Genomic DNA, 12,547 nt, shown 5'->3' with positions numbered 1-12,547 from the left:
TAAACAGTGCGGCTGTCAGCCCTCTATGACTTGCGACTCAAATATGTTAACTAGGATACATATTCACTATCAACACCAGTATTTAACACATGAGTAAACAATTATACAAAGTTTTTGACGAAGTAGAATTCAAAGCTCAACTGCTTGCTAAATACTGGAATAATTTTTATACAGAAATTTCAGAGCATTTACCAGATACATATCAGCCTGAAATGCAAGAACTGTCTATAAAGTTAGACAAGGCTTTAAGCACTCTGGTTGATCAACTTCGTAATCCGACTCTGACTCTTGCGACTACAGGAACCACCAGTAGTGGGAAAAGCACTTTGGTAAATTTGTTATGTGGAGCCGAAATTGTTCCTGTAGCCGTAAGTGAAATGAGCGCAGGGGCAGTCACTATCGAATATAGCAAGGAAAAGTCTCTAATAATCCATGAAACACCAGGAGCATTGTGGGAATGTGGAGAGTGGAGAGGTATCAGAGAGGAAAAAATTTATCAGCGCTTATACGAAGCAATGATAAGTTATATCGAAAACAGAGAAAAACAACCGAATTTAGCTTGTCCACAATCTACAATCTTTTACCCTTTCCGGCTTGTCAAAGAGTCTCAACTGGAACTACCACAAGGAACAAGGGTAAAAATTCTTGATTTACCTGGTTTGGCCTATGTGGGCGATCAAGGTAACGCAGATGTTATTAAACAGTGCCGAGAAGCTTTATGTATAGTCACATACAATAGTGCAGAAACCGATGCACATAAAGTAAAAAGCTTACTGCAAGAAGTTGTACAGCAGGTAAAAGATTTAGGTGGTTCCCCGGCACGTATGCTGTTTACTCTTAATCGGATTGACGTTTTTCGAGCCGATAGAAATTGGCCTGAAACAGAAAATCGCTTTTTTGAAAAAGCTACACGTGATATAAAAAACGAATTGACTGAACACTTAAAAGAATATACAGAAGATATTGAGAACTTACAAGTTGTCAAACTTAGTACATGGCCTGCTTTACTGGCTCTTCAGATCCAAAATTATGATGAGATATTCAGTGTTGATGCGTGTAAAAAAGCGGACAACAATTTCAATGGATTAATTGATGAAGATATATTAGAAGACCTGCCACGTAACGTACAAAAATGGTCTAGACACGACCGAAACCGAGTTTCTGAAGCATTATGGAAAAAATCTTATGCAGAAGAGTTTCAGCAGCACTTAAAGGAACATATTACTCAACACTTCCCACAGCTAGTAATTCCACAAATTATAGAACGTTTTAATCTGGCTGCTGGAAATGCCGTGGCAGAATGGGCTACACAAACAACAACAGCTATTCTTAATAGTTCAGAAGCAGATTATCAACAGGAATGCAAAAATATATCAGATATTAGGTCATCACTTGAAGGCTTCTTAGAAACTAGCGATGCAAACTTAAAACAGCCGTTTGAAAAACTAGATACAAAAGTCAAACAGGTTCTCGCAAAACAGTCACAAGATGACGTTGTGAATTATATAAGAACCGTAATTAGGGAACTCCAACAGGAAGAGCCATACAAGAAATTAGGAGAAAAATTATTTCCACTTTCTTCATGGGAAAATGAATTTCAAAAAGGCATTAATCAAGTATTAGAAGCAGTGGCAAAGTCTTTAGAAACTGGAAGGGTAGACTTAGACAGTCCGAATTTAAAAAGAGCAAATATTTTAAATGTCAATTTACTTGCAAGAAACTTGAACCGTTTAGTTGACTTAGGCTACAAAGCTTCCGTTGCTAAAGAAGGAAAAACAATGGAAGCAAGAACAGAGGCAGAGAAAAATAAACTCAAACAACTAAATGAGGAACTCAATGAACTAGCTATCCATCTCAACATTGTTATACAGGATGTACTGAAACAAATTTCTAGTCAAGAATTAAATAGAATTCATCAGGCTGTGTCTGAATTGTTTCGTTGCCACTTGTCTTATTTTGAAAATAAAGCAAATGATTTTGCACCTAACATAGCGATAAAATTTCCTGAATCAGAACTGATTAAAGTCGAGAGTAATTTAAAATTTAATTTTCAGTTTAAAGCAGGATTTGCTATTACACAAGGGACTTGGGAAGAAGCAGTACAGGTTGAAAAACAAAAACGAACTTGGTATACATTGTGGATAGGTAAAAAAACCATTTATGAAACCGAGTATCAACCACGTTCTAGTGATAATGCTGATATACCAAGCGTAGACAATTTACTTGAAGGGTGGGTAATGCAGGCAAAAGGGGAAGAGTCAGAAAGAGTAAATCAAGTTGCAAGCTGGTTACTAAAACAAATTGATTGTCTAAAAAAAAATGTAGACAAAATTCAGAGTGATATTATTGACCGTTATCAAGAAAGGCTCGATAAGGCACACCAAGAAATTACTCTAGATTATGAAAAGCAAAGAAACGTTTGGCAACCTATGGAACAAAAAGCTCAAAACCTAGCAGAAGAATTTTCTAGCTTGGACATAATCCTAAAAAATGAGTGTTAAATTCAAATGAATATTAAGGAACACCAATCAAATCTGCTATTGGAGCGATAAAGAAATGTCTATTGAAAAAATGAGGGTTGCGGCTAAAGCTATCCAAGATGTTGTTGCTACGGCTGCTACAGCTACCCAAAAAGTTGTGGAGGCTATCCAGGATGCTGCTACAGCTACCCTAAAAGTTGTCGAGCGGCCAAATGCTCAAGAACAAAAGAGGAAGCAAACGCAAGGAGACTCATCACATAATAGACCAGCTCTAGCTCCTTCTCCAAAAAAGTCTTCCGTGTCTGTAGCTTTGTGTCTTATTGTACCTGCATCGGTGGTGAGAAATATCATAGAAAATGATACAATTAAGATCTCTAACATAGAAATACTAATAGAAAATGCCTCATATTTTCTATGTACAAGTCCTGAAGTTGCGGATACCATACAGCAGCATCTAAAATTAACTACCGAAGATATTAAAGATGTAAGTGAACAAAGAGAATTTTACGTCAGGATTAACATTGCTGATGGAGAAGAAATGATGGGCAAGAAAGTACCATATATTTTGAAGAGAAATCTCCCTTCTAATGGACAAGGTTTGGTGGGACAATTAGCTTGTCTGGAATATCTATCTGTATCTGGCTTAGAAAACTTTAACCGCGTGTAAGGAATATATCAATGGACTGGAAAACAGCATCTTCTTACTATGAAACTCGTCTCACTGACGCTTTAAACATCCAAAGACACGCGGTAAATTTAGCCAACTTACCCCAGGCTGAAGTTCCGGCTCGATTAAAAGACGTACTTTTACAAGAAGCAGAACCAACTCGTCGCCAACTTGAAAGACTCAAAAAGCGCGAGTTTCGCATCGCTGTTGTCGGGCTAGAAAAAGCTGGAAAAAGCACATTTATTAATGCTTGGTTAGAATGTGATTTACTTCCAGCTAAAGGAGGAAGATGTACATTTACCACCACACAAATTTATTCAGTTGAAAATGAATCTGAACAAAGGCTGGAAGTACAAGCGAGAACCGAAGAAGAGTTTATCAATTTACTCAAGGAACTTGAGAAAGTAGGGGCGAAAGAAGACCTAAATACTATACGAGAAAACGAAATAACTTTACAACAGGTAAGAAGAGAAGGTAATCTGACTTTTCCCTTTACTAGACTCGAAGATATTAGAGAACCACTCAAGAAGTATGTAGCAGATGAAAAGTATGCTCACGCTGTTTTAGAGGCTCGACTTTATACTAACAAACTTGCTCAAGCTGAAGGGATTGTTTTTTATGATGTTCCCGGTTTAGATTCAGGTTTAGCAAAGCACGTTGATGAAGCACAAGCAATGCTCTCTGACTGTGATGCGGTGATATTGGTACAGCGGTTTACTAGCCTCCGAGAAAAGGAACTAGAAATAATCAAGTTTACCGAACTTGGCGATAAAAACGTCACCGTTGCTGATAAGCTTTTTGTATTTTTAAGTCGAATTGATTCAATAGGTAGTGCAGAGGCCCTTAAAACACATATTGAAGAAGCATCTCAAGACTGGTTAAAGCGTGCAAAGCTTCCACCTGAACGCATTGTATATGGTTCAGCCGGAGCCTATCTAATTTTGAATGGTTTAGCAGGAGAACAGACTAAGTTAGAGATTGGGGACGCAACCCATATTCAAGCTCGGTTAAAAACATTAACTGGAATTACCGATGAAGAAACTCTGAATAAAAAGGGTACTGGGATTCCCGAAATTAAAGAAAAAATATTTAACTATATCAACACTGAGCGTGTCTCGATTTTAAAGAAAAGATGCGAAGCTTCTATCAATAAAATTTTCAGCAATTCCGAACAGATTTATATTACAGTCAGCAAAAAGTATCCAGAAAATCCTGAAGAAGCCAAGCTATTTGAAGAAAATAATCGGCGGGTTTTATTTACAGAATGGTGGAATCGAAAATGGGAAACAATCAAAGCTGATTTACAAAAATACTATGAATATTCTGTTGTCAACAAATCCTTAGATAGTTCTAATGCTAAGTCATTCACTCAAATAGAAAAATTTAGAGAACGATATTTACAAATCGTTGACAACGAAATGCAGAAACTCAGGGAGGAAACATTTAAAAAGAAAGATACTATCTTTCTTGCTAACTCCAATCCAGAGTTTGATCGTATGAAAGCCAATTTTGCTTGGCGTGATGATTTGTACGGTGATATTACTAAGCTTCTTTCTGCAATTGCTCATCAACTTGCTTTAGAACTTAAGGATGAAGCATTAAAATTAGTTGAATATATGACAAGTTTATTATGGGAAAGTAATCAAGTAAAACCCAGGCTCATTGAAAATTCCGAGGAATATTTTTTAGCAAAACTAGAGAATAGCTTAAGCGTATTATTTTTACGCTTTGCGCGTCCAGTTGCTGAAGCGCTGATTCGCGGCCCAGTTAATAGTGATACTCGAAATAAAATCATCAAAAGTTTAGGGGTAGATATTGAAATTATTGATAACTACTATAGTGGTGAAGAAGCTGCCTTTAAAGTTCTCAAGAAATATGTAAAGTATGGTTCAGATTTACTATTTAATTCTGAGATTCGGCAACAAGTATTAGGAGTTACAGAAGTAGCAACAAAAATTGCTGGTGCTGGGGTAGCAGCGCAAATAGTGGTAGATGTTTCTAAAGACATAAATTTACCCCAAGAATCTGTAGTTTTTGAGGTGGAAAATGATATTAATGCGTTTGAAGAATACCTACGCTATGCAATTTTTAGTGCTGCTGGTTTCGAGTCATACTGTATTCAAGAACTGAAGGGTTTAGTTGATAGTTTCCGAGACAAAGAAGGTACTTGGACTGGCGTTGCTCTCAATGAGTGGTTGCAGGGAAATCCACTTATGTTTGCTGAAATACCTGATAACTTGAAGTCACAAGAATCGAATTTAGAAGTTAGCGAACGATTGAGGCAATTATCTATTGCTTTAAAAAGAAGTCGATCGCCGGAGGTACTGTGAGTTACAGAAACTAGAGGAAAATCGCCGGAAGAATGCCAGCCCGATCGCACGCTTAACATCCTCCCAGCAACAGCGGACGCACTTTCATACCGCCCCAAAACCGGTCATCCGAGAGGGAGTGCGTTTGATGTGTTTGTGCGCGTAAATGGCGCGATCGCCTCCTCAAACGTAATCCCTAACATCGCCTCAATCTTCCTGCGGCAAATTTTCCAGCCAAATCTCTACATCTGCGATCGACTGAAAATCCAACAATTCCTCTGCTAGAGATTCTATTTGCTCGATCGACAAATCAGCAATTCTAGTGGTGATAGATTCCGGCAAAATTCCAACTCGCCGATTGAACAGACGGCGATTTAACTGACGTAAAATCAAGGCTCTTCCTTCTTGTTCGCGGCCTTGTTCGATGCCTTGTTCAATGCCTTGTTCGAGTCCTTGTTCGCGCCCTTCTTCCTTAGCTTCCCGATAAAACCGAGTTTCCTCAAGCGTAATCCCTAACATCGCCTCTGCCTCCCTTCGGTTCAAATTGGTAAACTTGTAAACCAGTATCGTCGTCAGCATCTCTATTATTGCGCGACTAGCTGCTTCCGACTCCTCCCGCTGCGATCGCGCCAGCAACAATCGCGCCACTGTCGGCGTACTCGCTTCGTCGATAGTCGTCAACGCCATCAGCGCCACTCCCAGCGGCAACTGTTCGATCGCACCCAACTCATCCAAATATACCAGATGCACCTGATTGCTGCTCAAGAGCGATCGATAGGGATGCGTTTCTGATTGTTCAGTCGATCGTGTAGGATAAATTACCACCGCTTCCCAATCTGTAAATCGCTGACGGTTGCGATAAAAATACAAAAACGACTCACCAAACAATCGCTCATAAAGCAATTCATCCCGCTGAAACTGCACCTCACAGAAATATACAACTCCAGGTTCAGCATCCGGCGGCAAAAATACCCCATCAATTTCAAACTTCGGTTCCTTCACCGCCACCGAATCAAATCGATACTGTTCCGCATTTGATGGTGCCTCTTCCAATAGCTCAAACAGCAGCGTTGGAGTTTCTTGAAAGAACTTGTAAAAGATTGAATCTCGACGCATTAAGTCAACATCTCCTCTAGCCTATGCAACTCATCCAAAATCCGCAAGCCAGAATCAACAAGCGTGACTTGACGGGATCACACTCGTCTGGTGGGTCAATAGTAGCTTGTTTGATGCGTCCGTGCGATCGTCGTGCGATCGCCCGCGGGCACCTCAACAACCGCCAAAAACTCATAATTGCCACAAAAATTCAAAATCCCAAACCCAAAACTCCCGAAGCCCAGTACGATCGATCTAGTTAGCAAAAATAAGTAAAAACATTACCGGAGTAATTTTTATGGATCTGGTCGTACTCCAGAACTGGCTGGACAACATCTCCTTCGCCGTTTTGTTCTCCACAATGCTCATTTACTGGGTGGGCGCAGCATTCCCCGGCATTCCCTACCTGGGGGCCCTAGGCACCGCAGGAATGGCCGTCGCCAACCTATCCATCGCCGCTTTACTCGGTTCTCGATGGATAGAAGCCGGCTACTTCCCCTTAAGCAACCTCTACGAATCTTTATTTTTCCTAGTTTGGGGAATCACCGCCATCCACCTAGTCGCGGAAAACATGAGTCGTTCCCGCTTAGTAGGAGTAGCCACATCCCCCGTAGCAATGGCAATATCCGCCTTTGCAGCCCTGACTCTGCCGGCAACCATGCAATCTGCAGAGCCCCTAGTACCCGCCCTCAAATCAAACTGGCTGATGATGCACGTTAGCGTCATGATGCTCAGTTACTCAACTTTAATGGTAGGAGCGCTACTGGCGATCGCATTTTTAATCGTCACCCGTGGCCAAAAAATCGAACTCACCGGCAGTTCCTTCGGCACCAACAGCAGCCGCAACGGCAACTACCGCCTCCAACGCCTACAAAACCCCGAATCTCCAACCATCGAAACAGTCGCCGACAGCGCACTAGCATTCAGCGAACCATCTTTCAACCCCAACAATAACGGTTTGGGCACCACCGCAGTGCTCGAATTAGCAACCGTTCAAACCGCATCAACCACCCCAACTCAAACCGCAGAACTTCTCTCGCCCCAGCGATTGAATCTAGCAGAAACTCTTGATAACATTAGCTATCGCATCATCGGTTTAGGATTCCCCTTACTGACAGTTGGCATTATTGCCGGTGCGGTTTGGGCTAACGAAGCTTGGGGATCATACTGGAGTTGGGACCCGAAAGAAACTTGGGCGCTAATTACTTGGTTGGTATTTGCAGCCTACCTGCACGCCCGCATCACTCGTGGCTGGCAAGGAAGGCGCCCAGCAATTTTAGCCGCCACAGGTTTTGTGGTAGTTTGGATTTGCTATCTAGGCGTTAATCTGTTAGGCAAAGGTTTACATTCCTACGGTTGGTTTTTCTAACTCCCGATCCACCAATGGGCCACAGAAGAACAGGATAAGTCAAAGAATCGGGATTAATATCATCTCCGATTGTAGGGTGGGCAATTCCCACCTTACTCAACCAGCGAAATTCTAATAATTGACTCCCTCTTCCTTCTTCCCTTTTTTTACCCGCTCAGCTTCGCCGAAGACCCTTCTTCATTCTTCTAACTTCGGTATTCCTCACATCCGTTACATCCGTTACAAAATCCGTTGCCGAACTTCCTTCATTCATTAAAATAAGGACAATTGATATGGACGAATCGCCAATATTTCCCCAACAAGACGATGTTGTGTCTGCCCCTACCAGCGCTTTGATGTATCAATGTACATTCAAAGTCAGCGAATTTATGGCAATTATGCAATCAAAATTGGTAGACGAAAAATTGTTTTCAGACGGCCTGGATTGCGAGTTATTAAGTGCTGGAAAAGACTGGACTAAAGGAAAACTTAGAATGCGTCTGGAGTTCATTCCGCTCGAACCTGAAATCAAAGAACAAAAAGCCCTTCCTGCCGCTGCAGAAAGATCAGACACCGTGCAAAACTACGCCGTAGATAGCTCAAATCAAACCGATATAGATGAGGCATTAAATCAATGTGACTCAACAGAAATAAGTAATAATTTTCCTATTTCTAGGTATCCCGACCGCGACCCCCAAAGTATAGGAATGTGGAGCTAAGCTGCTACTTACGGCAGAGGGAAAGGAGGAAGATTTTTGAATTTTAAGTTCAGAGTTTTGAGTTGAGGAGCTTAAAACAGCATCCTTCCTACAACTGACAACTGTCAACTATCAACGGGCAACTGTCAACTATCAACGGGCAACTGTCAACTGTCAACTGTCAACTGTCAACTGTCAACTGTCAACTGTCAACTGTCAACTGTCAACTGTCAACTGTAATGCCTGAATCTTCCAATTGGACGCACCTGCACGCTCAAGTTCACAGGACGCTGCTGTACCGACAAATATTGCCATCAAATCAGCGCTTGCTAGTAGCAGTATCCGGCGGACAAGATTCTCTGTGTTTAATTAAATTACTGCTAGATTTGCAGCCAAAATGGGGTTGGAACCTAGCGATTGTTCACTGCGATCATCGTTGGCGTTCTGACTCGCAAGCCTCGGCCAATCATGTAGAACAATTAGCTAAAAATTGGGGAATATCCTACTATTTGGAAACAGCCTCGGACATTTCCAAAACAGAAGCAGCGGCCAGACAGTGGCGATATCAAGCTTTAACCGAAATTGCGATCGCCCACAACTACCCCTACATTGTTACAGGCCACACAGCCAGCGATCGCGCCGAAACACTTCTCTACAACCTGATTCGCGGCAGCGGCGCCGACGGACTTTCTGCCCTCACCTGGAGGCGGCCCCTGCTCGATTTTCGATTGCCGATTGCCGATTTTAGATTGGGGAATTCGGGCGAAAATCCCAACTCCCAAATATCTGCCGATTTGAGATTGGGAAATCAGGAGGAAAATTCCCAATCGAAAATCCAAAATCTAAAATCTAAAATCTATTTAGTTCGTCCCTTGCTCGAAATAACTCGATCGCAAACAGGTCAATTTTGTCAAGAGCAAAAACTACCCATTTGGGAAGATTCCACAAATCAAGACTTGCAATATAGTCGCAACCGGATTCGATCGGAATTATTGCCTTATTTGGAAACTCATTTCAACCCAAAAGCCCAACAAGCCCTAGCTCAAACAGCCGAACTCCTCCGCGCCGACGTAGAATATCTCGAACTTGCAGCCAGCGACTTGCTACAGCGAGCAATGTCTCCAATTGCAGACAGCCCGCAGGTGAATTTTCAACTTCCCGTCAAGTTAAATCGCCCGATTTTGCGCGAAGCACCCCTGGCCTTGCAGCGACGGGCAATGCGACAACTACTGCAACAAATATTGCCCACGGCGCCAAGTTTTGAAAGCGTAGAAAAACTAACCAGCTTAATCGTAGCGCCCAACCGATCGCAAACCGATCCAGTTCCAGGAGGAGCGATCGCCCGAGTTGAAAAACCTTGGATAATTTTAGATCTTAAATTTTAAGCAGTCATCAAACCCGAAAGGACTTGTCGTAGATCCGAAACTACCCGATCTTGCTCCTCCCCAGTCTGCTGCACGCGATCGAGTTCCCCCGCCACCGCTTCGAGCTTTTGGCGTAGCGCATTCAAATTGTCCTGCACGGGCTGCAACATTTCTTGATAAACATTCACTCTGCCCCAGAGTTGCGCCACTGTACCTTTCTGGTTGAACAAATTCTGCTCTAACTGCTTGAGTTCGTAGCGTTTCGCCTCACTTTCCCCATTTTTGCGGTTGACATTTGCCTCAATTTGGGATATTGCTTCCCGCAACTGCTGAATTTCGTTTTCCAGTCTTTGCAATTCTTGGCTTTGCTGCTGCCGCTGAGTATTGAGCTGTGCGACAATCGGCCCCAAATCAATATCTCCTCGCTCTTGTTTTGGAGCATTAGCAGTACCCAGCCGCCGCCACAGCACCGCCTGATGCTGCTTTAAAACATCTTCCCGTTCCTGCAACCGGAGGCGCTGTCCCACCAGAGTTTCGTTTAACATCTGATAACTTTCGAGTTCATCTGCCATTTCATTTTCCAAAGCCATGCGATCATACTCGCTAGCAGCTTGAATTTTCCCTTGCAGCTCCTCGATTGTCTCCTGCTGCAGAGTCAACTCCTCCTCTTGATCGTTAACAAACCGGAACACCTTTTCCAAATCCTGTTGCAAGTGTTGCACCAGCCCCTGTAACTCATCAACAGGCATCTTCTCCAAAGCTGACACATCTACTTTTTGCTCCGTACCCGCAGTACCCGAAGCAGATGCGAGCCTGGAAACTTGCTGGTAAAGATCCTCAACAGCCCGCACCTGCAAAGACACGGACTGAGCCTGATCCTGCTTAGCGCTGAGGGTACTTTGCTGCCCTTTAAGCTCCGCCCGAGCCCCGGCCAAAGCTTCTTGAGATTGGTACCACTCTTGCCAGCGGTTTTGGAGGCTCTGATTTTGTCGATCGACCTCTTCTTCTTGCTGTTGAGCTATGCTTTGTTTTTGCTCCAACTGCTGCCAGTGCTGATCCAGAATTGCCTGTTGAGCGCCCACGGCACCAAAAGACTGATTCAGTTGTTCCCGCACCCCTTGGGCCGAAGCAATTGCCCCTCCCAGCTTCTGCATCAACTCCTGAATCCTCTGGGTCTGCTGCTCATCAACTACTGCCCCCTGCGGAACCTCAGACTGCTGCTGGGCCACCCGTTGCTGCTCGCCCCGCAACTGTTCCCAAGCCGTCTCAATTTCCACACGACTGCGATCGACTTCTTCTCGCAGTCGGTTAGCTTCATCTCGAGTATTTTCAATTTCCGAGCGCTGAGCCTCCAGTCGCTCCAACTCTTCTTCCATTTGAGCCAACTGCTCTTCGCGGGCTTGCATTTCCATTTCCCGGCGATTGAGTTCCTGACTCGAAAACGTCAGAGAAGCCTTCCACTGTTCAATTTCCTCTTCCTTATCCTTAAACTTGTCCTGCAATCGCGAGAAATTTTGCAGAATGCTCACCAACTGGCGGGCTGCCTCCTGAATCCGCTGCACTTGCTTGCTAGCGCTCAACTCAACCAGCACCAGCGTGCCGTCGTTAAACTTATTAGCTTCCTCAACTGGGATCGCGTCATCGCCTGGTACGGCGCTCCAGTTATGTTCGCCCCGCTGACAAGCTAGCAGTTTCAGTTCAGCCTTACCGCCACCGAGACCAAAGCCGCTTCTCTGTTTTTGTACTTCCGCTAGATACAGCACACTAATAGTCCTCTGCTTCGTAAAACCTATCCCAACTTACTTTAAGTTACTTAAAGGCCTAAAAGATAAGTGGTGTTTACTTCCTACGCTGTTTGGTAGACGGCTAATCCCAAGATAAGTAGGCTATCCCCCTTAAGCCAAAGGTTCTTGACTAAACATAACACTGCGTGTGATCTTTAGTCAACTTACCTAAAGTAAACAAGTATAGGCAAGTAAGGATAACTTTTTGCCACTTAAGTCTTACTTTTTGGTATCGTTTGCCCAATCGGGGGATAGCATTTTTTTCTAACTTTTCTTCAGCACTCACGCATAGCATGTTCTCACGGGAGAACCTCCAGAAAGTACGGCCGCCGCCAGTTGTCTGGAGGAATGAGAGAGCAGTACCAATGCCGCTTGATTAAAGACTAGCTCTCACTGCGGAGACTGCCATAGCCCAAACCTGAAAAAGGTCAGTCCTTGAACCTCCCCACGTCTAAAGCCGGGGGATTCTTGCCCACCTTCTAGACGACAATGGGACATTCAAATATCGCTCTACTCACTCAAAGAACTTTACTTCTCGCGGAGCGCAGACTTGCTGAGTCCTTCATATTTTTAAGGTTGAACGTGACCTATGCTGCAATTATTTGCCCTTTAACTATTCCGAATTAATCGGATTAGTGCGTTGCCGGGGTTGCTCGCCGTCTAGGATATTTCAATGGGTTGAAAGTTATTCTTACCAGAAAGAATTGGTTTAAAGCCCCAAGCCGGATCGGGAGAAATTAAAAGAAGACTATTCATTACTCCAATCCTCTTCCTTCCAGGTAGAGGTCGCTATCAACTGTCA

9 protein-coding genes are annotated in these 12,547 nt (G+C 43.4%); 7 read left to right on the top strand and 2 right to left on the bottom strand.

The window, feature by feature from the left end:
* Nucleotides 1-89 precede the first annotated feature (89 nt).
* The 3 genes from QUA58_RS05835 to QUA58_RS05825 are packed head-to-tail and all read left to right on the top strand — an operon-like array spanning nt 90 to nt 5,477.
* Nucleotides 90-2,501 carry a dynamin family protein gene (locus QUA58_RS05835; RefSeq protein ID WP_333393307.1) on the top strand — a complete coding sequence of 804 codons (2,412 nt, stop codon included), beginning with the start codon at nt 90-92 and terminating at the stop codon, nt 2,499-2,501.
* Between the two features lie 55 nt (nt 2,502-2,556).
* Nucleotides 2,557-3,147 carry a hypothetical protein gene (locus QUA58_RS05830; protein WP_333393306.1) on the top strand — a complete coding sequence of 197 codons (591 nt, stop codon included), beginning with the start codon at nt 2,557-2,559 and terminating at the stop codon, nt 3,145-3,147.
* Between the two features lie 11 nt (nt 3,148-3,158).
* Nucleotides 3,159-5,477, top strand: a complete 2,319-nt coding sequence (locus QUA58_RS05825; protein ID WP_333393305.1) for a dynamin family protein — start codon at nt 3,159-3,161, stop codon at nt 5,475-5,477.
* A gap of 186 nt (nt 5,478-5,663) precedes the next feature.
* Here QUA58_RS05825 and QUA58_RS05820 read toward each other — a convergent pair whose 3' ends face one another.
* Nucleotides 5,664-6,572, bottom strand: coding sequence for an Rpn family recombination-promoting nuclease/putative transposase (locus tag QUA58_RS05820; RefSeq protein WP_333393304.1), 909 nt, complete (start codon nt 6,570-6,572; stop codon nt 5,664-5,666).
* A gap of 23 nt (nt 6,573-6,595) precedes the next feature.
* Between QUA58_RS05820 and QUA58_RS05815 the strand changes: the two genes are divergently transcribed.
* The 4 genes from QUA58_RS05815 (at nt 6,596) to tilS (ending at nt 9,982) form a co-directional block, all read left to right on the top strand.
* Nucleotides 6,596-6,814, top strand: a complete 219-nt coding sequence (locus QUA58_RS05815) for a hypothetical protein (protein WP_333249447.1) — start codon at nt 6,596-6,598, stop codon at nt 6,812-6,814.
* A 35-nt stretch (nt 6,815-6,849) separates the two neighbouring features.
* Complete coding sequence (ccsB, locus tag QUA58_RS05810) at nt 6,850-7,920, top strand: c-type cytochrome biogenesis protein CcsB (protein WP_333393303.1); 1,071 nt, start codon at nt 6,850-6,852, stop codon at nt 7,918-7,920.
* 272 nt (nt 7,921-8,192) lie between these two features.
* Nucleotides 8,193-8,618: a KGK domain-containing protein gene (locus tag QUA58_RS05805; RefSeq protein ID WP_333393302.1), complete on the top strand. Its 426-nt coding sequence runs from the start codon at nt 8,193-8,195 to the stop codon at nt 8,616-8,618.
* Nucleotides 8,619-8,836: 218 nt separating this feature from the next.
* Nucleotides 8,837-9,982: a tRNA lysidine(34) synthetase TilS gene (tilS, locus tag QUA58_RS05800; protein ID WP_333393301.1), complete on the top strand. Its 1,146-nt coding sequence runs from the start codon at nt 8,837-8,839 to the stop codon at nt 9,980-9,982.
* On the opposite strand, the gene hmpF is transcribed toward tilS, so the two are convergent.
* Nucleotides 9,979-11,724: a pilus motility taxis protein HmpF gene (gene hmpF / locus QUA58_RS05795; RefSeq protein WP_333249440.1), complete on the bottom strand. Its 1,746-nt coding sequence runs from the start codon at nt 11,722-11,724 to the stop codon at nt 9,979-9,981. The genes tilS and hmpF overlap by 4 nt on opposite strands.
* Nucleotides 11,725-12,547 lie beyond the last annotated feature (823 nt).

Origin of the sequence: Microcoleus sp. N9_A1, from assembly GCF_036701795.1 — a bacterium.
Lineage (GTDB): Bacteria > Cyanobacteriota > Cyanobacteriia > Cyanobacteriales > Microcoleaceae > Microcoleus.
This window is presented reverse-complemented; position numbering and strand designations above follow the sequence as displayed.

Coding starts and splice junctions, on each gene's coding strand:
- QUA58_RS05820 (WP_333393304.1), bottom strand. CDS start 6,572: ATGCGTCGAGATTCAATCTTTTACAAGTTCTTTCAAGAAACTCCAACG.
- QUA58_RS05805 (WP_333393302.1), top strand. CDS start 8,193: ATGGACGAATCGCCAATATTTCCCCAACAAGACGATGTTGTGTCTGCC.
- QUA58_RS05825 (WP_333393305.1), top strand. CDS start 3,159: ATGGACTGGAAAACAGCATCTTCTTACTATGAAACTCGTCTCACTGAC.
- tilS (WP_333393301.1), top strand. CDS start 8,837: ATGCCTGAATCTTCCAATTGGACGCACCTGCACGCTCAAGTTCACAGG.
- QUA58_RS05815 (WP_333249447.1), top strand. CDS start 6,596: ATGCAACTCATCCAAAATCCGCAAGCCAGAATCAACAAGCGTGACTTG.
- ccsB (WP_333393303.1), top strand. CDS start 6,850: ATGGATCTGGTCGTACTCCAGAACTGGCTGGACAACATCTCCTTCGCC.
- QUA58_RS05830 (WP_333393306.1), top strand. CDS start 2,557: ATGTCTATTGAAAAAATGAGGGTTGCGGCTAAAGCTATCCAAGATGTT.
- QUA58_RS05835 (WP_333393307.1), top strand. CDS start 90: ATGAGTAAACAATTATACAAAGTTTTTGACGAAGTAGAATTCAAAGCT.